Annotated in this window: 25 protein-coding genes and 1 pseudogene; 7 read left to right on the forward strand and 19 right to left on the reverse strand. The window is 44.4% G+C overall.

Annotated elements, in window-relative coordinates; translation table 11 throughout:
• Positions 1-32 precede the first annotated feature (32 nt).
• On the reverse strand, positions 33-500 hold the full coding sequence (locus AS888_RS15970; RefSeq protein ID WP_061143140.1) for a CBS domain-containing protein: 468 nt from the start codon (positions 498-500) through the stop codon (positions 33-35).
• 214 nt (positions 501-714) lie between these two features.
• Here AS888_RS15970 and AS888_RS15975 point away from each other — a divergent pair, with 214 nt between their 5' ends.
• Positions 715-1,506, forward strand: a complete 792-nt coding sequence (locus tag AS888_RS15975; protein ID WP_061143141.1) for a TIGR00266 family protein — start codon at positions 715-717, stop codon at positions 1,504-1,506.
• A 131-nt stretch (positions 1,507-1,637) separates the two neighbouring features.
• On the opposite strand, the gene AS888_RS26465 is transcribed toward AS888_RS15975, so the two are convergent.
• Positions 1,638-1,805 carry a hypothetical protein gene (locus AS888_RS26465; protein ID WP_221408614.1) on the reverse strand — a complete coding sequence of 56 codons (168 nt, stop codon included), beginning with the start codon at positions 1,803-1,805 and terminating at the stop codon, positions 1,638-1,640.
• A complete protein-coding gene (locus AS888_RS15985) occupies positions 1,802-2,551 on the reverse strand; it encodes an SDR family NAD(P)-dependent oxidoreductase (protein ID WP_061143143.1) in 750 nt (249 codons plus the stop codon). The genes AS888_RS26465 and AS888_RS15985 overlap by 4 nt, the downstream gene beginning before the upstream one ends.
• Positions 2,552-2,749: 198 nt before the next feature.
• Here AS888_RS15985 and AS888_RS15990 point away from each other — a divergent pair, with 198 nt between their 5' ends.
• Positions 2,750-3,052: a phasin family protein gene (locus AS888_RS15990; protein WP_061143144.1), complete on the forward strand. Its 303-nt coding sequence runs from the start codon at positions 2,750-2,752 to the stop codon at positions 3,050-3,052.
• Positions 3,053-3,067: 15 nt separating this feature from the next.
• A complete protein-coding gene (locus AS888_RS15995; RefSeq protein WP_061143145.1) occupies positions 3,068-4,738 on the forward strand; it encodes an ABC1 kinase family protein in 1,671 nt (556 codons plus the stop codon).
• Between the two features lie 50 nt (positions 4,739-4,788).
• On the opposite strand, the gene AS888_RS16000 is transcribed toward AS888_RS15995, so the two are convergent.
• From AS888_RS16000 to AS888_RS16030, 7 genes are all read right to left on the reverse strand, one after another.
• On the reverse strand, positions 4,789-5,721 hold the full coding sequence (locus AS888_RS16000) for a catalase family peroxidase (RefSeq protein ID WP_061143146.1): 933 nt from the start codon (positions 5,719-5,721) through the stop codon (positions 4,789-4,791).
• Between the two features lie 226 nt (positions 5,722-5,947).
• Positions 5,948-6,490 (reverse strand): glutathione peroxidase, encoded by a 543-nt coding sequence (locus tag AS888_RS16005; RefSeq protein WP_061143147.1) that lies wholly within the window; start codon positions 6,488-6,490, stop codon positions 5,948-5,950.
• Between the two features lie 110 nt (positions 6,491-6,600).
• Positions 6,601-6,915, reverse strand: a complete 315-nt coding sequence (locus tag AS888_RS16010) for a YbjQ family protein (RefSeq protein ID WP_061143148.1) — start codon at positions 6,913-6,915, stop codon at positions 6,601-6,603.
• Positions 6,896-7,114 (reverse strand): hypothetical protein, encoded by a 219-nt coding sequence (locus AS888_RS16015; protein ID WP_061143149.1) that lies wholly within the window; start codon positions 7,112-7,114, stop codon positions 6,896-6,898. The genes AS888_RS16010 and AS888_RS16015 overlap by 20 nt, the downstream gene beginning before the upstream one ends.
• On the reverse strand, positions 7,107-7,454 hold the full coding sequence (locus AS888_RS16020) for a YxlC family protein (RefSeq protein ID WP_061143150.1): 348 nt from the start codon (positions 7,452-7,454) through the stop codon (positions 7,107-7,109). The genes AS888_RS16015 and AS888_RS16020 overlap by 8 nt, the downstream gene beginning before the upstream one ends.
• Positions 7,408-7,971, reverse strand: a complete 564-nt coding sequence (gene sigY, locus AS888_RS16025) for an RNA polymerase sigma factor SigY (RefSeq protein WP_061143151.1) — start codon at positions 7,969-7,971, stop codon at positions 7,408-7,410. The genes AS888_RS16020 and sigY overlap by 47 nt, the downstream gene beginning before the upstream one ends.
• A gap of 86 nt (positions 7,972-8,057) precedes the next feature.
• On the reverse strand, positions 8,058-8,489 hold the full coding sequence (locus AS888_RS16030) for an Lrp/AsnC family transcriptional regulator (RefSeq protein WP_061143152.1): 432 nt from the start codon (positions 8,487-8,489) through the stop codon (positions 8,058-8,060).
• A 118-nt stretch (positions 8,490-8,607) separates the two neighbouring features.
• Between AS888_RS16030 and AS888_RS16035 the strand changes: the two are divergent.
• Positions 8,608-9,005 (forward strand): annotated as a pseudogene (locus AS888_RS16035) (carboxymuconolactone decarboxylase family protein).
• Positions 9,006-9,088: 83 nt separating this feature from the next.
• Here AS888_RS16035 and AS888_RS16040 read toward each other — a convergent pair.
• The gene (locus AS888_RS16040) at positions 9,089-9,532 is read right to left on the reverse strand and encodes an Lrp/AsnC family transcriptional regulator (RefSeq protein ID WP_061143153.1); all 444 of its coding nucleotides are present in this window, start codon (positions 9,530-9,532) and stop codon (positions 9,089-9,091) included.
• A 171-nt stretch (positions 9,533-9,703) separates the two neighbouring features.
• On the opposite strand from AS888_RS16040, the gene hisC reads away from it, so the two are divergent.
• Complete coding sequence (hisC, locus tag AS888_RS16045; protein ID WP_061143154.1) at positions 9,704-10,816, forward strand: histidinol-phosphate transaminase; 1,113 nt, start codon at positions 9,704-9,706, stop codon at positions 10,814-10,816.
• A 65-nt stretch (positions 10,817-10,881) separates the two neighbouring features.
• Here hisC and AS888_RS16050 read toward each other — a convergent pair whose 3' ends face one another.
• The 6 genes from AS888_RS16050 to iadA all read right to left on the reverse strand — a co-directional run bounded on the left by AS888_RS16050 (position 10,882) and on the right by iadA (position 19,148).
• Positions 10,882-12,261: an amino acid permease gene (locus AS888_RS16050; protein WP_061143155.1), complete on the reverse strand. Its 1,380-nt coding sequence runs from the start codon at positions 12,259-12,261 to the stop codon at positions 10,882-10,884.
• 346 nt (positions 12,262-12,607) lie between these two features.
• Positions 12,608-14,032 carry a dihydrolipoyl dehydrogenase gene (gene lpdA / locus AS888_RS16055; protein WP_061143156.1) on the reverse strand — a complete coding sequence of 475 codons (1,425 nt, stop codon included), beginning with the start codon at positions 14,030-14,032 and terminating at the stop codon, positions 12,608-12,610.
• Positions 14,032-15,306 (reverse strand): dihydrolipoamide acetyltransferase family protein, encoded by a 1,275-nt coding sequence (locus AS888_RS16060; protein WP_061143157.1) that lies wholly within the window; start codon positions 15,304-15,306, stop codon positions 14,032-14,034. Before AS888_RS16060 ends, lpdA begins: the two co-directional genes overlap by 1 nt.
• Positions 15,307-15,333: 27 nt before the next feature.
• Positions 15,334-16,317 (reverse strand): alpha-ketoacid dehydrogenase subunit beta, encoded by a 984-nt coding sequence (locus AS888_RS16065; protein ID WP_061143170.1) that lies wholly within the window; start codon positions 16,315-16,317, stop codon positions 15,334-15,336.
• Positions 16,317-17,429, reverse strand: a complete 1,113-nt coding sequence (gene pdhA / locus AS888_RS16070) for a pyruvate dehydrogenase (acetyl-transferring) E1 component subunit alpha (RefSeq protein WP_061143158.1) — start codon at positions 17,427-17,429, stop codon at positions 16,317-16,319. Before pdhA ends, AS888_RS16065 begins: the two co-directional genes overlap by 1 nt.
• A gap of 543 nt (positions 17,430-17,972) precedes the next feature.
• Positions 17,973-19,148, reverse strand: a complete 1,176-nt coding sequence (gene iadA / locus AS888_RS16075; protein ID WP_061143159.1) for a beta-aspartyl-peptidase — start codon at positions 19,146-19,148, stop codon at positions 17,973-17,975.
• Between the two features lie 199 nt (positions 19,149-19,347).
• Here iadA and AS888_RS16080 point away from each other — a divergent pair, with 199 nt between their 5' ends.
• Positions 19,348-19,656: a hypothetical protein gene (locus AS888_RS16080; protein ID WP_061143160.1), complete on the forward strand. Its 309-nt coding sequence runs from the start codon at positions 19,348-19,350 to the stop codon at positions 19,654-19,656.
• A 226-nt stretch (positions 19,657-19,882) separates the two neighbouring features.
• On the opposite strand, the gene AS888_RS16085 is transcribed toward AS888_RS16080, so the two are convergent.
• A complete protein-coding gene (locus tag AS888_RS16085; protein WP_260320232.1) occupies positions 19,883-21,877 on the reverse strand; it encodes a transglycosylase domain-containing protein in 1,995 nt (664 codons plus the stop codon).
• A gap of 278 nt (positions 21,878-22,155) precedes the next feature.
• Between AS888_RS16085 and AS888_RS16090 the strand changes: the two genes are divergently transcribed.
• Positions 22,156-22,680: a universal stress protein gene (locus AS888_RS16090; protein ID WP_061143162.1), complete on the forward strand. Its 525-nt coding sequence runs from the start codon at positions 22,156-22,158 to the stop codon at positions 22,678-22,680.
• A gap of 180 nt (positions 22,681-22,860) precedes the next feature.
• Here the strand turns inward: AS888_RS16090 and AS888_RS25170 are convergent.
• Positions 22,861-23,008: transposase (locus AS888_RS25170; RefSeq protein WP_185113112.1), on the reverse strand; the 148-nt coding region annotated here is incomplete at its 5' end.

Consider the following 23,008-nt stretch of genomic DNA (forward strand, 5'->3'; position numbering starts at 1 on the left):
GATTTCGAGCAGGCCTTTTCATGCAAATTGCCCTATTCCAGCTTGTGAACGAACTCCTTATATAGGGCCCTTAGTGCATCTCCCCTGCTGATGATGCCGACGACTTTATCATCTTTGTCGACGACCGGGATTTTCTTGAAATGATGCTTGGAAAGCACCTTTATCATTTCATCTAAAGGATCTTCCATAGACAGCTTTGTGATCCTTTTATTTCTTATGATTTGTGAGGCTTTATCGTTCATTTTGGATCGCACCTTTTCATCCAGTTCCTCACCTGGAATGACTGTGATATATGTGAAATATCCCTTGATGGCTTCTTCTGCAGGTGTCAGATAACGAAGGATGTCCCCATCCGTCACCATTCCCAGTAGCTTATCGTGTTCATCGACGACCGGTACCCCGCCCACTTTATTTTCGATCAAGGTTCGCAAAATTTCCTTCAAGGTAAAATCAGGACGGGCAACGTAGACTTCCCGGATCATGAAATCCTTCACTAACATATTAAACACCCCTTTTTTAAGTTTGTTCCTATATCCATCTCTTCTTTCTATTAATACCCTACCTTATTCTATTTAAAAACCCTTGAGTTCTGAACTGCCTTTTACCAGCCTTGAGATGGATTTCATTTATAATCTTGCGGGTAAACTTGAAAAATATTGGCAGGTTGCAAGATTATCTTTTACAATGAAACAAGAATGATGGGAGGAATGGCCAATGAATAATCATGAAATCGATTTTAAAATATATGGTGACGACATGCAATTCGTCGAGGTGGAATTGGATCCACAGGAAACGGTGGTGGCCGAAGCTGGAAGCTTGATGATGATGGAAGATCAAATCAAGATGGAAACCATCTTTGGTGATGGGTCACGAAATAGTGACGGCGGGATGATGGGCAAATTATTTGGTGCGGGCAAAAGGCTTCTTACCGGGGAGAGCCTGTTCATGACGGCGTTCACGAATGAAGGAAGAGATAAACGGCATGCCTCCTTCGCCTCACCCTACCCGGGAAAAATCATTCCATTGGACTTAAGCGAACTGGGCGGTAAAGTCATTTGCCAAAAGGATGCCTTTCTGGCGGCAGCCAAAGGAGTATCGATTGGAATCGAGTTTCAGAGAAAAATAGGAACGGGCTTTTTTGGCGGCGAAGGCTTCATCATGCAAAAGCTCGAAGGGGACGGAATGACCTTCGTCCATGCTGGGGGCACGATCCATAAAAAAGAATTGGCTCCAGGTGAGATCCTCCGGGTCGATACGGGGTGTTTAGTCGCCATGACGGGCGGGGTAGATTATAATATCGAATTCGTAAAAGGCGTGAAGACCGCTTTATTCGGGGGCGAAGGGTTATTCTTCGCCACATTGAAAGGACCTGGAACCGTCTGGGTGCAATCATTGCCTTTCAGCCGCCTTGCAAGCCGCGTCTTTGCAGCAGCGCCGCAAAACGGGGGATCTTCTGAAGAAGGCAGCGTAGCTAAGGGTTTATTCAATTTATTCAACGATAAATAAGGTCCGATCGATGGCTGCCATCAAGGCAGCCATCGATCGATTCCGTAAAAGGAGTTGTCTATTTGCAGCTTGTTAAATGGTCCTACATGCGACGATATAATATCAAGGCAACTTTTGATCGATTCCCGAACTCACCCGTCATTTTCCGAAAGATAAGAGATTACTATTTTGTTTACACCATTCACTGGACAGCGGCCGATGACCCAATCGGCATTGAAGAGCTCGAAGAAATGGAACGGCTGCTCAACAGGGAGCTTGGCACTGAACTGCAATATCTCTACCGGAGAAAATGAACTCACTCTTCGTACATCATTTTTCTTGTCATCCCACCATCGACGATAAGATTAACCCCAGTAACGAAATCATTTTCAGCTGCCGTCAAATAAAGACAGGCCCTTGCTATATCTTCCGGTTTACCGACCCGATTGGAAAAATGCTGTTGATGATCCTTCTCCCTAAGCGCATCATAATGGTCCGTTTCAATCCATCCGGGGGAAATCGAATTAACGGTAATTTTCTCGTTGCTTAAAGAGGCGGCAAGTGCATGGGTCAGGGAAACGATTCCTCCTTTCGTCGCAGCATAAGATTCAGAATCAGGCTCTGACATGAGGGCTCTCGTGGAAGCTAAATTGATGATCGCCCCGCCCGTTTCATTTTCCCGCATCGCTTTAGCCGCTTCCCTGGAGCAAAGAAAAACACTGCGTAAATTCGTATTCATCATATCGTCCCATTCCGCAAGCGTCAGTTCATATACTGGTTTGAATAAAGCCTTTCCGGCATTGTTGATTAATATATCTATGGTCTTATAGGCTTTTAGCGTCACATCCATCAAATGACGGATCTCAGCCTCATTCCGAACATCGGTTTTAACGAACATAGCTTCATGCCCGTTACCTTTAAGCTCCTCTGCATACCGAAGGCCCTCCTGCTCGTCCGTATCCGCCAGAACGACCGATGCACCACTTTGTGCATATCCCTTTGCCACGCCCCTCCCTATTCCATTTGAAGCGCCTGTGACGATCACTGTTTTATTTGAGAAGCCCATACTTTCATCCTTCCTTTCGCTAACTTACTTTTCCCTATCATAATATCCAATCCCCTTCACTTCAAACGCTGGCTTCCGTGGTTCTCTACAATCTGGGGACCCATTATATTTTTGAAGTGGCCTTGAATGATGTATGATAAAAGAAACGACAAGAATGAATCAGGCCCGCAAAGTAAACAATTCACGGAGGGATGAAAAATGGACTTATTAAAAAATGTGTTCTCTTTAGGTTTGGGAGCTGCCGCTGCTACGAAGGAACAAATTGAAAAAGCAGTGGACTCGCTTGTGAAAAAAGGCGATATCAGTAAAGAAGACTCCAAGGTTCTGATTAAGCAGTGGGTGGAAAAAGGGGAACAAGCACAAAAACAACTGGATGAATCCGTCAAGCTTAAAGTCAATCAAGCAATCAACGGACTAAACTTAGCAACGAAAGAAGAAGTTCGGGAATTGGAGCGTCGCATTACCATTTTAGAGCAACAAAACCAAAAGACACAACCATGACCTGGAGGTACTTGAATGTTTGGCAAACGACTGAAACACGCACATCGTTACCAAGAAATCATTAATGCCTTTTTGAAAAATGGCTTTGGATACTTCATCTACCGTCTCGGGTTATCGGAAAGCAAGGCAGCATCGAACCTCCAGCCCGATGAAAACCTGAACCTCCGCTCGATTGGTGAGCGGTTGCAGACGATATTACAAAGCCTTGGTCCCACTTTCATTAAACTTGGACAGATTGCAAGCACTCGGCGTGATTTCGTTCCGGAAGAAATTGTCCGCGAACTGGAAAAACTGCAGGACCAGGTTACCCCCTTTCCTTTTGATAAGGTACGCAAAATAGTTGAAGCAGAATTGGGTGACTCTTTGGAAAACCTTTTTCTTGAATTCCAACAAAAACCGCTTGCAACCGCATCGATTGGACAGGTACATGCTGCACGGCTTCCGTCACAGGAAGTCGTAGCGATCAAAGTCCAGCGTCCCGATATTTTGCCGAAAGTGGAAACGGATTTGGAAATCCTCGATGATTTGGCAAGACTGATGGAAGCGCGCATTTCCTGGGCAAGGCGCTACCAAATCAGGAAAATGATTGATGAATTCGCTAAATCACTTCGCGCAGAACTCGATTATAATGCAGAGGGCCGCAATGGGGAGAGAATAGCCAAGCAATTCAATCATGATCAAGGCCTGAAGATACCAAGAATTCATTGGGAGTATTCGACGAAAAGAATCCTGACGATGGATTTCATCCAGGGAATTAAGATCAATCACTATAAACAGCTTGATGAGGAAGGGTATGATCGACGGATAATCGCTGAAAGATTAGCGAATTCACTGCTTCAGCAAATTTTGATCGATGGTTTTTACCACGGTGATCCCCACCCTGGCAATATCATCATTTTGCCAGGGAATGTCGTCACACTCATGGATTTTGGAATGGTGGGACGATTGGAGGACGATATGAAGTATCAATTTGCCTCGCTTGTCATCAATCTGAAACGAGGAAGCACCAATGGACTGATCAAAACGCTTGCCGACATGGGGCTTCTGACGGACGAAACCGATATGGCTTCATTAAGGGCGGATATCGATGAACTGCGAAATAAATATTACGATATCCCATTAAGTCAAATCAGCTTAGGCGGAGCGGTCAATGATCTGTTCACTGTTGCCAATCGGCATCATATCCAAATCCCCCCGGAATTCACCATGCTCGGTAAGGCTTTACTTACGATGGAGGCCATAGTCGAGGAGCTGGATCCGCATTTCAGCATCATGAAAGCAGCCGAACCTTTTGGACAAAGGCTTTTCAAGGAACGCTACAATCCAAAAAACATCGCAAGGAATACGTGGAACCAATTCATCGAATCGGCTGAGGCGATGGCTGAACTTCCGAAGGATATCAAGGAAGTAACGGGGATCATCAAAAAAGGAAAATTGCGCTTGGATATCAACATACCTGAGCTTCAGGTTTTTTTACATAAGCTTGATCAAATCTCGAACCGCCTTTCCTTCAGTATTATCCTGCTTGCCTTCAGCATCATCATGGTCGGTCTTATCATCGGTTCGGCGATAGGCGGGGAAACGCTGCTACTCTGGAAAATCCCGGTGATCGAAATTGGATTTGTCGTTGCCACCTTGATGTTTTTGCTCATGCTTTACACCATTTTCAGATCGGGGAAAATGTAATCGTACAAAAAAAGAGCAAAACCCTTGATTTTGGGTTTTGCTTTTTCCATTCATTGGCCATGTGTGCGCCGCTCATACGAAACGGCATAAGCGCGATGGCGAAAATGCAGGATCGGATCATTCGAACACTCAATTCCTTCAGGGGTATTGGTTGGATCGAACAGCAAATGATCTGCAGTCGTGTCCACCTTATCAGTGATCATTAAATGCCCGACCGTGATTACCTGTGTGCCTTCCGACCAAGCGATGGTCGGATCGTCAGCTGGGTCATTTTCGCCTCCAATTTGAATGTTCAATTTAAAACCTACTGGTCCCTGCTTAAGCCTTTCTTCCATTTCTTCTTTCAAATAATCTGCAGGGTGCTCGGCTGCCTCCTTTTTCTCCAGCATGCTGAGTCCGGAATCCGGCACCCATTCATACTTGATGGCCTGACGCCTTCCTTCTGCGTTCATGAGGTAGAAAGCATGTATCGAGTAATATTGACACGTTGCGAAACTTGCCGGAGAACGCATTTCCTTAAGCATTTGCAGGCCTGCCTTACTCTCCGGGTATTTCAACAAAATACCCCCCAATTCTTTCAGATTGGGAAAACCGTCTTTTGCAGATTTGATGAAGTGAGCAATCTCGACGAAAGCTTCAGGTGTTTTCGCAAAGAAGAGCGGAATGGTCACCGCAATGAGGTCAGTTTCCTCTCCACCTGGCAATCGAAACTTGACGGCCATGCCCTTTACAGGTGAATCGGCATCAGGATGGGTCGGGACCGGTGAGCTATTCGAAAACCGAATGACCGCAGGCACGGCTTCATCCTGAAGATGGGCAGCCACCGTTAACGGCGAAGCTTTTCCGTTCGGGGTAAAAACCCCCTTATACACATATCCCCTCGCATGTGCCCGACGGTAGCCTGGATATGTTCCAACTACTTTTTCAATCGCATCCACTGCTTCACTGGCTAGTTCAGGTTTTAAGCTCTCGTTTCCCTCCATTACATGTCACCCCATCTTTTTAAATTCATTATTACCTGTACCCATTAATTCATAAGCCTATTCAAGGAAAACTTGCATTCAAATGATTTTCACGGAGGAACGGACAATTTCCAACCTAAAAAAATATCCCGTTCATGTTGGTTTTGTACCTGACATGTACGGGATATTTCTAGTTTATCTTTAGCTTGTCGTCGTATAAAATCCAGATTCAGTTACATACCAAGGTCTATAAAAGCGTTTCAATATCCCGTTCCATTTCAAAAGGTGCTTCGATTGATTCAAAGCGCTTCACGACATTACCATCACGATCGATCAAAAATTTAGTGAAGTTCCACTTAATTGAATCATCTATCAAGAATTCCGGATGTTCCGTTTGCAGCATCGCCTGCAGCATTTTCCCGCCAGGTTTATTGTCAAGTCCAGTAAATGGGGCTTGATCGGTTAAATATTGAAATAAAGGGTGTGCCTGGCTTCCTCTTACATCGACTTTATTGAACAGAGGGAAGCTAACGCCATAATTCAATTGGCAAAACGTCTCTACTTCTTCATTTTGCCCAGGTTCTTGACCACCGAACTGATTGCATGGAAAGCCTAAAATATTGAGGCCTTTATCTTTATATCGATCATAAAGCTTTTGAAGATCTTCATATTGCGGAGTGAAACCACATTCACTTGCCGTATTGACCACAATGAGAACCTGTCCTTTATATTGTTCCAAAGAAACTTCCTTGCCATTGATCCGCTCTGCTGAAAAATCATATATGCCCACGCTTCATTCCTCCTTATGTCTTGCTCAGGAATTATACGGTAAATAATTAGCGAAAAAAAGGAATATGCTCAATGAACCAAGACTTATGACCCTGTTTTGATCATTTCATGTCAATCCACATGAACGGCAGTGCCATAGGCGATGATTTCACAAGTGTTCTGCATGATAGCTGAAGTTTCCAAACGCATGGCCACAATGGCATTCGCCCCTCTTTCCTTCGCTTCTTCCACCATCCTGCCAATTGCTTTTTGCCTCGCCTCTTTCATCATTTCGGTATACTCATTGATTTCGCCACCGACAATGGTTCTTAATCCAGCAAGGATATCTTTTCCGATATGTTTGGATTGAACACAGTTTCCCTTAACAAGCCCCTTTAAATCTTTGATTTCTTTACCAGGAACAGTATTAGTAGTCACGATAATCATATAGTTCATCCTCTTCCTTTTTTCTGATTTTCTTAACGATCATATAAAAAATGATCGGGAACGGGGCTTGAATCAACCCAAGAATCCCCCACATCCATTGGTTGAAGCCATTCTTCCTGGCATCGATGAATAGAAAAATGCTTTGGGTCAGTAAAATCAGCCCACAGACCATCAAGGCAAATATCTCAAGATTACTCATGACTCACCTTCACCTTCCTTTTCACATGTACCGTATAGCAACAAATGAACACCACGGTCAGCACCTGGAGCATTATGAACATTACCGGCTGAAGGTACAGCGCCAAAAACAGGAAAGATAGGATGACTGCAGCGGTTATTGTAAAGATAAGCAGTTCTCGCAGCCGCCTATTTTTAGTCTCTGCACGCTGAATTTTAATTTTCTCTTCAAAAAACGACGGATGTGGAATCTCAAAAGATATCGACTCATCAAAATTCTCCAGGCTCCTATTCAATTGGTCGACAACAACAAGATCATTCTTGGCTGAGTGTTTTGGATATCCTGACTGATCCTTCTTCATTCGGTGCCAGCTCCTTTCTTATGGTTTTGATGCCCTTATGGACACGGGATTTTACCGTCCCTTCCGGAATGCTGATTATCGCGCCTATTTCTTCGTAAGAAAAACCATAGTAATGCTTCAATATGACAGGAACCCGTAAACCATCGTTCAACTGTCCTAACGCTTCCAACACATCATCCCATACTTGGTTATTGCTTTGTGCCTCCCATTTCAGCTTGCGTAGTGACTGCTCTTGTTTCAACCAATTCAATTCACGTTTCCTCCTGCGTTGCTGATCCAAATATAGCCGTGTTGCTATGGAAATCAACCAAGTGGAAAATTTGGAAGTCCCCTTGAACCTTGAAAGATTCTCGATGGCCTTCGAATAGGTCTCCTGAACCAAGTCCTCTGCATTTTGGCGATTATAGGTCAATTTCAATAAATATTTAAGCAGAAAAGGATAGGAACTTTGAAACAATTCCGCCAAAGCTCCGTCATCCCCATTTTTTGCCGCTTTAACCAGATTTTTTTCGCCCATCCATTGATCACCCACTCTCATTTCCCAACCTTTATATTTATTTGACGTTTGGAATGAAGGATTCGTTCACAAGCGATGAAAAAAATCTATCTTTCATGCTTCCGCTCAACTTCAGAGAGGATCACATGTGTCACCGTTGCTGCAAAGGGAATGGTTTGATTAATGAATTCCTCCACTTTTTCCAGACTCTCACTGCGAATTTTGAGCATAAAGCAGGCTTGCCCGGCAATTCGATAGCAAAAATTAACATTCGGCAGCTTGGAAATATACATTTTGAATTTTTCATATTCCCCATTTTTTATCGTTGCTTCCACGATACACTCAATCGGAAAACCGATCTTTTTGTGGTCAATTTCGGCAACGTATCCCTTAATGATGCCGAACGACTCCATTTGCCGGACCCGTTCGGTAACAGTGGGAGCGGAAAGTCCTACCTTCTTTGCCAATTCCCTCATTGAGACCCGGCTATTCAACGTTAATTCAGCAAGGATGTCCCTATCTTTATCATCAATTTTCATTCGAATAACATTCTCCTTCTTTTCCTTACATTCAATAAACATTGAATAGATATACTTTGCGAACGCAATTAAAAATGCTCGTTTTTTATATTAAGATTATCTCAAAGGAGTAATGAACATGACAAGAATAAAAAATTCGGAGCTTGGGTCCAGTCCCTTTCAGCGGTTATTTCATTCCGAAGAGATTTTGCAAAAATGGTCAGACCTTTCAGAGAGTGTGTGTGCAGATGGGAAACTATCGAAGGAATTAAAGGAAAATGTCAGGAGGGTCCTGGCCTTGGGCAACGGCTGTTCTTACTGTCAGGCAAAAGGTACTCCACTAAAGCCAAGCGAAGTAAAAGAAAGCTATGCGATTGGGTTTGCAGAAGTATTCCTAACCCAGCGTGAAAAACGGGGGATCCATTTTTCCACGTTTTGAAAGAAGCGCTTACGGATGAAGAAATTTCGGAACTATTGGCCTTCATTTGTTTTACTACCGCCCAGCAATATTTCGGGGCACTGATGAACTTGAAGTGACACCAAAAAGGAACAGTGGACCTGCACTGTTCCTTTTTGACGTCTTTCTTACGCCAAGTGCTGCATCATGGCTGGCGACCTTATCATTCACTGACCTTTGGAAGGATGGAACGCGAAGGTACAGGGGATGTCAAGACTATGGAAGTATTCAGGTGGCCATAGGGTATCAATCGATCGATAAGTAATCTCATGCTGTCCATATCAGCTAAAGCCGCCTTAAGAAAATACCCCACTGTCCCCGTTACGCGATGGCATTCGATAATATCCAAATCATTTATCACTAATTGCTCGAAATCGGAAACGGAAACCTTAAGTTCACTCACTTGAATGAACACGAGCACCGCTCTTCCGATTGCGGTCGGTGAAACCCTTGCACTGAAACCCTCGATGATTCCCTTTTCCTGGAGGCGATACATGCGTTCAGAAATGCTTGGTCGACTTAAGGCCAATTTCTTTGATAGTTCACTTATCGTCATCCTTCCATTCATTTGTAAAAGCTCCAGTAAACTGACATCTATTTCATCCATGAAACGACCGCCTTTCATAATGAAGGATTATAAGGCTATATTTCTTTAATATGGTGGATGGAAAGCTGTAAATACGTTCTTTTTTGTATGTAATTTTGACAGTTAATATTCTATCATTAAAATTACCATAGAAAAAGAAAATTCAGAATCATATAAAAGGAGGAACCTGCATTGACCTATAGTAAAATCCCGGTGCGAAAAAAGATTGAGGAATTAAGTCCTTATGTATCCGGTAAACCGATTGAAGAAGTGCAACGCGAATTAGGCCTGGAAACAATCGTCAAATTGGCCTCCAATGAGAATCCATACGGCTGCTCATCTCTAGCAAAGGAAGCCATGATCGTCGAAATGGAGCAAGCATCTCTTTACCCTGAAGGGATGGCCCCTTCATTAGCGGCAAAGCTAGCCAGGAAATTATCCATTAAACAAGATCAAATCATCTTGGGGAATGGATCGGATGAAGTGATTCGCCTATTGACAAGAACGTATATCCAAGCAAAGGATGAGGTCATCATGGCTGATGTTACCTTTCCGCGCTATGAAACGAATGTTTTGATCGACGGCGGTACGCCTGTCAAGATCCCTCTCATGAATGGCGTGCATGACCTTCAGCGGATGTATGACGCCATAACGGAAAATACGAAAATGATTTTTATTTGTAATCCCAATAATCCGACAGGGACGATCGTTCAAAAGGAAAGGTTAAGAGCCTTTATCGAAAAAGTACCGAAACATATTTTACTGATCGTTGACGAAGCTTACTATGAGTATGTCAATGATGAAGACTATTTGGAAACCTTGCCCCTTTTAAATGACCATGCAAATCTTGTCATCTTACGTACGTTTTCAAAAATTCATGGCTTGGCTGCATTAAGGATCGGATACGGTATAATGAACGCCTCCATCATCCAAGAGCTCGTAAAAGTGAAAGAACCATTCAATACGAACCGGCTTGCACAGGCTGCAGCCTTCGCCTCATTGGACGACGATGCTTTCGTGGAGCAATGTGCCCGCAGGAACGAGGAAGGAAGAAGATATTTGGAAAACGAACTGAGCAGGATGGGTTTGGCATTCTTCCCTTCACATGCCAATTTCTTAATGATCAAGCTGAACCAGCCTGGCAAGGTTGTTTTCGAGAAGCTATTGACTTCCGGGGTCATCACCCGTTCCGGTCATTTGCTTGGGTATGCGGATACGATCCGTGTGACCATCGGCACTCCGCTTGAAAATGAAAAGTTCATAACCTGCTTGCAAAATGCAACCAATGAAACGGCTGGCGTTTGACCTAAAAGGAAGGATAAAAAGATACGGCATGGTCGTTGTCGCCCATGCCGTATCTTTTAGTGGATTCATTTAATGATATCCTTTTTTATGATGGTTGGTTCCTGACCATCCACCCTTTTGAATTTGAAGATCGAAATGACGGTTAAAGCAGCCAACACGAGAAGACAGGTTATGATACTGATTCGATTTTGTTCACTGAACACGAAGCTGAGGCTAATGATGCTTAAAATGATGGCTGCAAATGTCGTTACATATGGGAAACCCCACACTTTAAAGCTCGGAACCTCAGTATATGAACGGCGAAGTTTTAGCTGTGCAAAACAAATGCTGATCCATACTAGTGAAACGACAAAGCCCGGTATCGCCATTAACAAAAGAAATGCTTCGTCCTGTGCAACGTAGGTGATCATCGAACCGGCCACCAAAACAACGGCACTAAGCACCAAACTGTACATCGGAACGCCATTTTTAGAAACATATGAAAACGCTTTTGGCGCTTCCCCTTCTGTAGCCAATGAATGTAACATCCGGGTACACCCATATATTCCGGAATTAGCCGCAGATAAGACAGCCGTTATTAGGATGAAGTTCATGATGTGGGCAGACCCTTGAAAGCCGGACATCGATAGAACTTGGACAAAAGGACTCGATTGGTCGGTAATCTCGTTCCATGGAATCAAGCCGCAGATAACAAGTATCGGCAAAGTGAAGAATAAAATGATTCTCCAAATATAGCTTTTGATGACCTTTGGCAAGATGCGCTCTGCATCCTTTGCCTCCGTTACCGTCAATCCGATTAGCTCGGAACCGCCATATGAGAACATCACGATCAATAATGCGGAAAAGATGGACATCCAGCCATTAGGAAAGAAACCGCCATGTCCTGTAAAGTTTTGCAGATAATTGGATCCGCCGCTCGGGATGATGCCAAATAAAATACAGGCCCCCAAGATAATGAATAAGATGATCATGGTAATTTTTATGCCGGCAAACCAAAATTCGAATTCACCATAATTTTTCACATTCATCATGTTGACCCCGATGATCAAGGCTGTACACGCCAAGCTTAATACCCATAGCGGGATTGCCGGGAGCCAGTATTGCAAGAAGCTGCCTGCCACCACTACCTCGATGACACAGACGGACAGCCACATGAAACAATACATCCAGCCAATAATGAAGGAACTGCGCTTGCCGAAGGCTTTCTGGATGAAGCCTTTCATATTCGTATTTGGGTAGGCGATTGCCATTTCTGCTATGGCCCCCATGACGACAAGAAGTAATAATCCTGCAAAAATATAAGTAAAAATAACGCCTGGTCCTGCTAATGATATGGTTTCGGCACTTCCTTGAAAAATCCCGGTACCGATTGCCCCTCCCATTGCCATCATGCTAATATGTCGCGGCAGCAATCTTCTTTGAAGTGACCCGCCATTTGAATCCATTTGCATCTGCCTCCTTCATTCCATAATGTCCAGTATAAAAAGTCAAATTCTCCATTCAACAGGCGAATGGCGAATTGATAGGTTAAATTCTCATCAACCGTTATGGAAAAAGCGTGGAAGCATGCCTTGCTTGCTTGAAAAACCACTTCTTCACCAAGATAAAAATATATCAATATGCGGGTAGTTTTACAAGAGGAAACAATGTAAACTCTTACAGTTCCTGTATGCCCAAGCATCGTTTTTTGGTGGTGATTTCCCCAATAAAACAGGTTCAAAACCCCGCTGTCATTAGTATTGCACTATAATTAGGGGACTACATTGGTAATCCCCATGAATTAAGAATATTTTAATTATTCACGATGTGAATCGCATGTCCCAACGCAGCCTCCGCCGCTTCCATCCACCCTTCCGATAAAGTTGGATGCGGATGGATGCTAAGGGCTATATCTTCGACCCGTGCTGCCAACTCAAGGGCTAGGACGCCTTCGCCTATCAGGTTGGAGGCATCAGGTCCGACCATATGCATCCCTAGCAATATGTGGCTTTTCTCATCCACGATCACTTCAGCAAACCCCCTCATTTCATTCGTCGCAAGCGCCCTGCCGTTCGCGCTGAAAGGGAATTTGCCCGTCTTGACGCTGTAGCCCTGTCGCTCCGCTTCTTCACGAGTGATCCCGACTCCTGCTATTTGCGGCTCGGAGAAGATGACATATGGCACATAGGCTGAATCATGGGCACTTGGCAGCCCACAGATCACTTCCGCCGCCACCACCCCCTGCTTCGACGCCCGATGAGCGAGAGCCGGACCCGGCGTAATGTCCCCGATGGCAAAGATGTGCGGCACATTCGTTCGGCATTCCATATCCACTGTGATATGGCCTTTTTCGCCTATCATGACCCCAGCCCGATTCAGGCCTATCTCTTCCGTATTGGGAATTCTGCCGATTGTAACAAGCGACTTTTCGCTGACGATCACTTCCGTACCCAGTTTTTCCGAGTGAATATGAAGATGCACTTGACCCTCCACCACCATCGCCTTTTCCACCCTTGCCGAGGTTATTAGATTCATTCCAAGCTTCTTCGCATTATGGATAACCTCCTTGACCAGGTTTTCGGCAATCTGCGGGAGGATGCGGTCGGCCATCTCGATGATGGTCACTTTAGTCCCTAGCTTTGCAAAGGCCATGCCCAATTCGATTCCGATATAGCCCCCGCCGATGATCGACAAGCTGGCTGGAACTCCCTGCAGCTGTAATGAGGCTGTCGAATCCAGTATAAACTCTCCATCCACTTCAATGAATGAAGGAATGAAGGGCCTCGATCCCGTCGCAATAATTGCATGTTCAAACTTGTAGGTTTCAAAGTCTCCAGCGGTTTCCACACCGATCCGGCCATCAGATAAAAAGGTCGCTTGACCTTGAACAACCGTTACTCCATTTTCTTTACATAAATGGGCTATCCCCTGAGTCAACTGGGAAATGACTCCTCCCTTCCAATCCTGCCAAACATTAAGATCCATCGTGATCCTTTCCTGGGGAAGCTTGATTCCCATTTCCCCCAAATCGCCAAGCTTCCGGAATTGGTCAGCCGTGTGTATCAGAGCCTTCGAAGGGATGCACCCCCTATTGAGACAAACTCCGCCAAGCCTATCTTTTTCAACCAGGACGACCGTTTTCCCTAGCTGTCCGAGACGGATTGCCGCAGCATACCCTCCCGGACCGCCTCCCATGATCAAAACATCGGTTTCTACAGCAACTTCCCCTACTACCATTATCTCATCTCCACAACTAAACGAATTGGATTCTCCAGCAGTTCCTTGATCCGATTGGTGAACTGCACAGCTGTAACACCATCAATTAAGCGGTGATCGAAGGATAAGGACATATTCATCATCAAGCGGATAACACCCTCCAAATCGCGAACGACCATACGCGGCTCCATTTTATGCAGCGACAATATCGCCGCTTCCGGATAGTTGATGATCGGGGTCGCGTGCATCCCTCCAATCGGACCTACATTGCTGATGGTGAATGTACTTCCTGTAATTTGCTCCAGGCTCAGCTTCCCCTCTCTTGCTTGGGTGGCCAACTGCCTGATTTCATCAGCCAATTGAAAAATCGTTTTTTGATCTGCATGTTTTATGACGGGAACAATCAGGCCCTCGTTCGTATTCGTTGCAATTCCAATATGATAATAGTGTTTCAAGATGATTTCATTGCTCTTATCATCTATTGAAGCGTTTAAAGTTTGGAACTCCTTTAAAGCAATGACGATGGCCTTGACGAAAAACGGTAAAAAAGTCAATTTGATTTCTTTGTCTTCGGAATATACCTTTAATTGATCCTTCAATTCCTTCAATGCATTCATTTCCAATTCATCCACATGGGTCACATGAGGAATGGAGGAAACCGACTTTACCATATGTTCAGCGATTTTCTTACGGATCCCCTTGAGCAGGATGCGCTCCTCCGGCTCAGCTTCCGCACTCTTTGACTGTTTGGCTTTCTTTTTCGGCTCCCGCTCCGGAAGGATCGTGTCATTGTTGTGATCGGGGTGTTCCTGCAAGACCGAACTGATTTCTACGAACTGCTGCAGGTCACTCTCGATTATTCGTCCAGCTGGTCCAGTACCTTTAACCTGATGGAGATCAATCTTCATTTCCCTCGCCATTTGACGCACGAACGGTGTTGCCAATACGCGTCCTGCATCAAGTTGCCCATGACTTGTCACTCGATTTGTTTCTTCATAACCAGGTTGCTCCTGGCGGCCACCACTTTCATTACGGTCTTCGTCCTTTAATGACACTTCGTTCTCTTCTTGAATGGTGAATATGGTGGTCCCCACTTCCACAGTATCGCCTGCCGAAAAAAATATGTTCTTGACCACACCTGTTATGGGGGCAGTCAATTCGGCATTGACTTTATCCGTCTGCACTTCAACGATGGGTTGATCCTGCTTCACCGCATCCCCTTCTTTAATGAGCCATTGGATGATTTCTCCTTCATGCATCCCTTCCCCTACATCAGGAAGTTTGAATTCAATCATGCATCTTCCTCCCCTTCCTAATGACAATTAGAATGAAATCGTTTCGACTATCCCCTGTTTAACACGTTCGACAGTTGGCAGATAATGATCTTCTATTGAAAACGGCGGCACCGGCACATCAAATCCAGTCACACGTTTAATCGGCGCTTTCAGGTAAATAAGCGCTTCATCATTAATGATGGAGATGATTTCCGCACCTAATCCAGCTGTCTTATGGGCTTCATGGACGATCAGTGCGCGCCCCGTCTTTTTAATGGATTGTACGATCGTATCGCGATCCAAGGGGTACAATGTACGAAGGTCGACCACTTCACATTTCCAACCCTTTTCTTTTTCAATTTTCCTTGCGGCACTCACTGCTTCCCTCAACATGGCCCCCCAGGCAAAAATGGTCAGATCACTTCCCTCCTGGACCACTTTTGCCTGACCGATTGGTACTCGGTACATTTCTTCCGGTACTTCTTCCTTAAAAGCCCGATACAATTTAGTCGGTTCCAGGAAGATGACCGGATCCGGATCTTCAATGGCAGATATGAGCAGCCCTTTCGCGTCGTATGGATTGCTTGGTGCCACCACCTTTAATCCAGGGGTATGCGCAAAGAAGGTTTCGACACTCTCGGAATGAAGTTCAGGACCTCTTATTCCAGCTCCATATGGTGTACGAATCACCAGGGGCACCCCGAATTGCCCGCGGGTCCGATATCTCATACGTGCTGCATGTGAAACGAGCTGTTCGAACCCAGGATAAATAAAGGCAAGGAATTGAATCTCCACTATCGGCAGCATCCCATTAAGGGATAAACCGATGGCAGAACCGATGATTCCTGACTCAGCCAACGGAGTATCGACAACGCGATTCCCTCCATACTTCTCATGAAGCCCTTCCGTCGATCTAAAAACCCCTCCATTCACCCCAATGTCCTCACCCAAAATCATGACACGATCATCTTGATCAAGCTTTTGATCCATCGCCTCCGTAATGGCCTGGAGCATCGTTACACTTTTACCCATCATTTCTTCACACCTTTCTTCAGGATTTGCCTCAATTCTTGCTGCTGTTCCTTTAGATGCCATGACTCCCCTGCATATACATGATTGAACATTTCAAGAGGGGACGATTTCGGGTAAGCTTCCGCTTTTTGAAGGTGGGAATCTATCAATTCATTGAACTGCTTGATGATCTTTTCTTCGTGTTCCTCATTCCAGTGACCTTCTTTTTGCAGATACTTTTTAAGACGGTCGATCGGATCGCGATTTTCCCTCCAAAATGTTGAAACTTCGTCTTGATTCCGATATATATTCGGGTTATCTGCCGTAGTATGGGCACCATAGCGGAAAGTAATCGCTTCGATCAGAGTGGGTCCCAGGCCGCTAAGCGCTCTTTCGACAGCCTCCCTCACGGTCAGCCAAACTGCAAAAATATCGTTTCCATCCACTCGTACACCATGAATGTCATATGCGGAGGCTCGCTGGGAAATCGTTTTAGAGGAGGATTGCTTTTCAAACGGCACACTGATCGCGTAGCCATTGTTTTGGCAGAAAAAGATTGTAGGAGTTTTATAGACACCCGCAAAATTAAGCGCCTCATGAAAGTCTCCTTCAGAAGTGGCGCCATCACCAAAATAAGCAATGCTCACATTCTCTTCCCCTTTCAGCTTACTTGCCCAAGCCGTTCCTACCGCATGAACCATTTGAGTGGCAATGGGGACGCTAGGAGGCAGTATCCTCTTTCCTTCCGGGCAGACCGAGCCCTCCAAATGCGCCATCCAGTACAGGAAAACGCGGTACAATTCCTGCCCGTGGATGATTGCCGCTCCATGATCACGGTATGTGGGAAACATCCAATCCCCTGCCGACAACGCTAATGCACTCCCTACCTGGGCTGCCTCCTGCCCTTCGAATGGCGCATACGTCCCCATTCTTCCTTGACGTTGGAGATTCACTGATTTACGGTCAAAAGTTCTGAGTAAAAGCATGCTTTCATACATCTTCAGCATCAGTGATTTATCGATTTTTCCATCAATGGATTCAATGATTTCTCCATCAGCACTCAATACACGATACATGTCTGGTTCACCTTCATTTGAATGCGCTTTCATAACTGGGTTTCCCGTCTTTTCCATTATATTTCTCCCCTTAAGTTAGATTTATTTCACAAACTTACCAAGGATTCGAACGGTCATGAAATGATAGCCCAAAACGTTTTTCCGGGCTTTTATGCTGTGAATAATTGCTTTTTCATAAACTTCATTTACTTATATAAAAGGATAATACATCGGTGATTTTAATAACATGTTAAATAGAATGAATTTTCCGTATTTTGCCTTTTTTTAGCTTGTGTTTTCCGATGCTTCGCCTTCATTTTGAAAATATGCTAAATTAATGGAAAAACTTCGTAAACTTTCCTTGATAGTTCATCATTTCAGTTATGCTATCTGGGTTCAATCGTTTAACGAATCAGTCAAAAATCGTTTGGGATATAAGAACCGTTTTTTTATGAGAAAGGGGGAAGATCTTCTGTATAATCAGCGTCAAAATGGTACAAGCCATAAAAAATAGACAAACTCGATTTTTACCGAGTTTGTCTGCAGTCTGTAGGCAACACCACGAATATAGATTGGTGATCTTGCTTATATATCACTTGTTTTTTATAAGCGGGGGAAACCCTATCTTTCAAATATTCCTTTCACCACCGCCGCTCCATCTTTGACCATGATTTGTCCCATTGCAATGACGATATCGATTTCGAACGTTTCCTTATCCATTATGATTATATCGGCATCATTCCCTGCTTTAAGCCGGCCCTTTTTTGCGAGTTTTAGGATATTCGCCGGATTTTCCGTCACGACTCGCATGGCATCGGCCGTTGTTACTCCATCCACCAAAATCGCATCGACCACGGAGTCATAGAGGGACATGCATGTACCTATGCCCAATCCTCTCAGTTTCCCGTCATCATCAAAGTCAGGAAGACTTGCTTGCCCATCTGAAGTTAAGGTGATCTGATTGATATCGACTCCTCCCTCGATGGCCATTTTTATTGCTGTACTTGCTTTCACTTCCCCTTCCTCCAGGAACTTCTTGACCGTACTCGTCGTAAAATCGATATAGCCGCCTTTTTTTGCATATAACAACCCCGCTTTGAAAACATGCGGATTTCGATTAATATGCGTCGGGTAAAACTGAGTGATCGGAATATCCGTTGTCTCGACGACTTCTTCGATCACCTTCAATTGATTTAGGCTATCGCCCACATGCATGTTCACGATTCCGCCTTTCCCGGACAGCAGGCCTCCATTACGGGCCTGCGAGGCAAGTTTGGCAAGTTCTGCCGCAGTCGGTTGCGAAGATCGGTGATCTGCGATGGCAATTTCACCGACACCGATGATTTTATCGATAAGGATCAAATCGTCCTCGACCTTCCCTGTCAATGTCTTGACTGGAACATGATAGGAGCCGGTATGGACGAAGCAGCTTATCCCTTCCTCTTCAAGAGCTTTCGCTTTAGCTATCAGTGCCGGCATCGTCCTTGTCGTTCCATCCGTTCCGATAACACCGACCAATGTCGTTATTCCTGCCAGCGTCGCATCCGTCAATTGGATTTCAGGTGTCCTCGTCTTGAAGCCTCCTTCCCCGCCTCCGCCGATAATATGTACATGAGCATCGATAAACCCCGGAACTACGATTTGACCGCTCGCATCTATCACTTCCATTTCAACGAAATTGGCAGGTGCATCAATCGTATCCTCAAGGAATCCTATTTGCCTTCCAACCAGAAGGATATCTTTTTGACCCATATATTCCGGGCCATAAATCTCCCCATTTTTAATAAGTGTTAGCATCATTCCTTCTCCCTTCAAAATTGTATATGCCAAAAAGGTTTCAAATACTTTTACACGGGTAAATATACAACATAACTCGCTAACAATTACATAAATAAGACCGAATATGCTTGTTCATCTTTTTAAAAATTGTAGCTCAATCGACATCTTGATTATGCTTTTTATTGAAAAAGTATAAAAACCAAAGGAGTAAACGACAATGAATAAAGTAATTTCTTCTGACATTAAAACGAATAAAAGATTATCCATGCGTCAAATCATGAACCTATATCAAGTTACAAAAGAATTTAAAGGAAATATATATTTTATCTGCAACCATAAATTGGTGGATGCCAAAAAGCTTTCCACCTTCGTATCTTTTGTGCTCATCCTTCAGGAATGTGCAAACATGAAAGTCATCCTCGAAGGCGAGAATATACATGCCATGCTCCAAAAAGTACAGGATATTTGTAATGAAAATGATGAAAATTCACTAAGTTTTCATATGAACCAAACCGTCAATATTTAAATGAATCCAACTATTCTATATAAAGAAGAAGGTGTTTTTACAATGAGAACAATCTTAATGGTGATTGGCGCGATCGTCGTGATCGGCATAATAGTAAATTTCATATTTTAATGATGAAGAGCCTGAAGGCAAACTCGATGATGATTGAGCTTGCCTTCAGGCTTTTTTTGAGCTGTATGGCATGGAGGAAAAACATCCCTGTGAACGATGCCTCCATGTCCTGAAATTACCATGGCAATTCCCAGTTCCTCCATTTGTTCCAGCCCTCCTTTATTTCATTCCCTTTATCAATCCAATATCGCTTACGTTTCTCTTCTTTTTCCTTTTCCTTTTGCTCTGCCAAGATTGCCTGTTGTTCAGCTATGAACGGCCCGATGTCTTCGGTTTTAAAAGATTGGGACGCTTGGTTCTGGAGCGCTTTTGCCATGATCTTTTGAAAAATGAGCGCACTTCCCTCGCTGCTATGTGTCGTTAAGTAATGCTTTTCATCCGTCTTATCGTATCCAGCCCATACGGCCCCGACCAACGAAGGTGTATATCCTATGAACCACTGATCTTTAACTCCTGATATTCCCTCTATCGGAACTTGCGTTGACCCGGTTTTACCTGCAATTTCATAACCGGAAACCGCCGCGTTTTTCGCTGTGCCATATTCCACAGTTCCGAGCAGCATGGTATTCATTTTATCGACGACATCTTTAGAGGTCACTTTCGTTACTTTCGTGCCCTTTTCCGTCAAGGAGGCGACTTCCTTTCCCTCGAAATTTTCTATTTTTAGTATGGCATGCGGCTCGATCCTTTCACCGTTGTTTGCAAATGCCGAAAAAGCATCAGCCATCTGCAACGGGGACACACCCTTTCTCATTCCGCCTAATGCGAGCGTTAAATTCCGATCCTCCTTTTCATACGGTATTCCAAACCGCTTAAGCGAATCAAGTCCCTTATCGATGCCAATCTCATTCAATAACCAAACGGTTGGTACATTCAGGGAGTTCATCACGGCTTCATACATCGGTACTTCCCCTTTATATACACCGCTCAAGTTAGTTGGCTCATATTCACCGAAGCTCATTTTTTCATCCTTTAAAGGAGAGGTGATTTCATATCCCTCTTCCACCGCGGGCATGTACACAACAAGGGGCTTTATGGCAGAACCGGGGGACCTCGTCAGCTGAGTGGCCCGGTTATAGCCCATGAATTGATGCTTTCCTCTCCCGCCGACAAGTGCGCTTATTCCTCCTGTTTTCGGGTCCAAAAGGACTGAACCGCTCTGGACCAGCTCCTCCGTACTCGTTCCGACGGGGAAATTGGCATCATTCCCATAAACGGTTTCTGTCGCCTGCTGCATGGATTGGTCCAGCGTCGTATATATTTTATAGCCTTTGGTAAGTAAATCCTCAAGCTTTATCCCATATTTACTGGATGCCTCCGACAAAACATGATCGACGAAATAGGGGTATTTACCCTTTAACGGATCCGTTTGCTTCTCCCCCCTAATGAGTGTCACGGTATCTTTTTTTGCGGCAGACTCCTCGTCCTTCGTCAAATAACCATGCTCCGCCATTCTTGAAAGAACCAGATCTCGCCGCTTCATTGCCCCTTCCAAATTCTTGTATGGATCAAGTTTGGAGGGCAGGTTAATGACGCCAGCCAGTAAAGCACTCTCCGAAACGCTCAATTCGGAAACCTCTTTGGAAAAATATACATTGGCGGCCTTTTTGATGCCCCATGCCCCATGGCCAAAATAGACTTGATTCAAATACATTTCCATAATCTCATCTTTTGTATATTCATCCTCGACTTCCTGGGCGAGAAAGAATTCTTCTATCTTCCTCTTCAAGGTTCGATCCGACTCAAGCATCGTGATCTTCACAAGCTGCTGCGTAAGCGTACTTCCTCCTTCAACAATACTGCCAGCCTTCGCATTTTTGACCAAGGCCCGCAAAATGCCTTGATAATCTATGCCATGATGTTCATAAAAGCGGTGATCCTCAATGGAAACCACCGCCTGTTTCATGTGTTCCGGTATTTCGGCTATCGCAACGCCTTGAGATTTATTGGCAGTGATCGTGCTGGCCAGATTCCCATCCAGATCATAAATTCCCGTTGGCTGCTGAAGATGATTTTCCAGATGACTGATGTCTGCACCCTGTCTGAAATAAATTAGAAAACCGGCACCCACAACCACCACTGCCAATATTAATAGTAGACCTAATTTCACTAACCCTCTCATTTGAACCCCCATTTTCCCGTCTTCGTCATATTCATTGAAAATATTTTACCCTTTTTATGAAAGAAAACTCGCTGATTAATTAAATAACAGAAGCTCATTCGCCTTTCGTGTTGCAATCTGGCCGGGATCCGGCATGAAAAATAACGAATGCTCGTATCTATCCTTTACCCACAAATGACAATCAATATACTGGTTAAAAGGCTTAATGCTTGTGAAAGTGGGTATAAAACCTCTAAAGACATTTAAAATGGGGAGAGATGATATTCATGAAAGACTTCAAGCATATTGTCGTCGCTTTTGATGGAAATGAGGAGAGTAAGCGTGCCGTCGAGTATGGGGCAACTCTGAAAAAGGCCTTTCCGGAAACGGAACTCACCGTAGTTCATGTCTTAATTGATAAGGTGGAACAGCGCATCATGGGAAATGCATCGGCTCCAGGGTTCGTACCTGCTGCTGGCTTTTATGTGGATCCCGTCCAAAATCATCCTGTCATGGAAGTTGAACATCATGAAAAAACGAAAGGAAATACCTCCCATTCGGTCGTCGAGAATAGTGTCCAAAACGCAGAAAGCAATACATTGAGACTGCTCAGTGAGTTTCAAGTGAAAGGTAATTTCGAAATATTGGAAGGGCATGCGCCTGATAGCATATGTGAATATGCGGAAAGGACCGGCGCTGACCTCATCGTTGTGGGCAATAGCGATAAAAGCGGGCTCGAAAAATTCTTTCTGGGCAGCACAAGCAGTTCCATTGCGAAAAATGCCCCTTGTTCGGTATTCATAGCCAAATGAAGATGGCGGCTTCAAGAGATTCAAATTGCCAAGATCTTCGAAAAAAGCAGGATTCCATAGAGAATCCTGCTCAGTTTGTAGACAAAAGGGGTTCGGAATTAAAAAATTCCGAACCCCTTTTGAAATTCCTTTGAAATTTTGACCAAAGGTTACGAGATTTGGGCTCTTCGAGCCGCTTTGTTAAGCCGTTTTAGGACCTTGCCATGTCCAAGTGGCCATCTTCTTTATATTCATGGCAGCGAAAGTAAGCATCGCCTGCATCGACAATTTTTTAAGTCCCCTTAAAGTAGTCCAACGCATACCATGCTTTTCTTTTGCATCTGCGAAT

The sequence above is a fragment of the Peribacillus simplex genome, from assembly GCF_001542915.1.
Classification (GTDB): domain Bacteria; phylum Bacillota; class Bacilli; order Bacillales; family DSM-1321; genus Peribacillus; species Peribacillus simplex_B.

Coding starts and splice junctions, on each gene's coding strand:
- AS888_RS15970 (WP_061143140.1), bottom strand. CDS start 500: ATGTTAGTGAAGGATTTCATGATCCGGGAAGTCTACGTTGCCCGTCCT.
- AS888_RS15975 (WP_061143141.1), top strand. CDS start 715: ATGAATAATCATGAAATCGATTTTAAAATATATGGTGACGACATGCAA.
- AS888_RS15985 (WP_061143143.1), bottom strand. CDS start 2,551: ATGGGCTTCTCAAATAAAACAGTGATCGTCACAGGCGCTTCAAATGGA.
- AS888_RS15990 (WP_061143144.1), top strand. CDS start 2,750: ATGGACTTATTAAAAAATGTGTTCTCTTTAGGTTTGGGAGCTGCCGCT.
- AS888_RS15995 (WP_061143145.1), top strand. CDS start 3,068: ATGTTTGGCAAACGACTGAAACACGCACATCGTTACCAAGAAATCATT.
- AS888_RS16000 (WP_061143146.1), bottom strand. CDS start 5,721: ATGGAGGGAAACGAGAGCTTAAAACCTGAACTAGCCAGTGAAGCAGTG.
- AS888_RS16010 (WP_061143148.1), bottom strand. CDS start 6,915: ATGATTATCGTGACTACTAATACTGTTCCTGGTAAAGAAATCAAAGAT.
- AS888_RS16015 (WP_061143149.1), bottom strand. CDS start 7,114: ATGAGTAATCTTGAGATATTTGCCTTGATGGTCTGTGGGCTGATTTTA.
- AS888_RS16020 (WP_061143150.1), bottom strand. CDS start 7,454: ATGAAGAAGGATCAGTCAGGATATCCAAAACACTCAGCCAAGAATGAT.
- sigY (WP_061143151.1), bottom strand. CDS start 7,971: ATGGGCGAAAAAAATCTGGTTAAAGCGGCAAAAAATGGGGATGACGGA.
- AS888_RS16030 (WP_061143152.1), bottom strand. CDS start 8,489: ATGAAAATTGATGATAAAGATAGGGACATCCTTGCTGAATTAACGTTG.
- AS888_RS16040 (WP_061143153.1), bottom strand. CDS start 9,532: ATGGATGAAATAGATGTCAGTTTACTGGAGCTTTTACAAATGAATGGA.
- AS888_RS16050 (WP_061143155.1), bottom strand. CDS start 12,261: ATGGATTCAAATGGCGGGTCACTTCAAAGAAGATTGCTGCCGCGACAT.
- lpdA (WP_061143156.1), bottom strand. CDS start 14,032: ATGGTAGTAGGGGAAGTTGCTGTAGAAACCGATGTTTTGATCATGGGA.
- AS888_RS16060 (WP_061143157.1), bottom strand. CDS start 15,306: ATGATTGAATTCAAACTTCCTGATGTAGGGGAAGGGATGCATGAAGGA.
- AS888_RS16065 (WP_061143170.1), bottom strand. CDS start 16,317: ATGGGTAAAAGTGTAACGATGCTCCAGGCCATTACGGAGGCGATGGAT.
- pdhA (WP_061143158.1), bottom strand. CDS start 17,429: ATGGAAAAGACGGGAAACCCAGTTATGAAAGCGCATTCAAATGAAGGT.
- iadA (WP_061143159.1), bottom strand. CDS start 19,148: ATGCTAACACTTATTAAAAATGGGGAGATTTATGGCCCGGAATATATG.
- AS888_RS16080 (WP_061143160.1), top strand. CDS start 19,348: ATGAATAAAGTAATTTCTTCTGACATTAAAACGAATAAAAGATTATCC.
- AS888_RS16090 (WP_061143162.1), top strand. CDS start 22,156: ATGAAAGACTTCAAGCATATTGTCGTCGCTTTTGATGGAAATGAGGAG.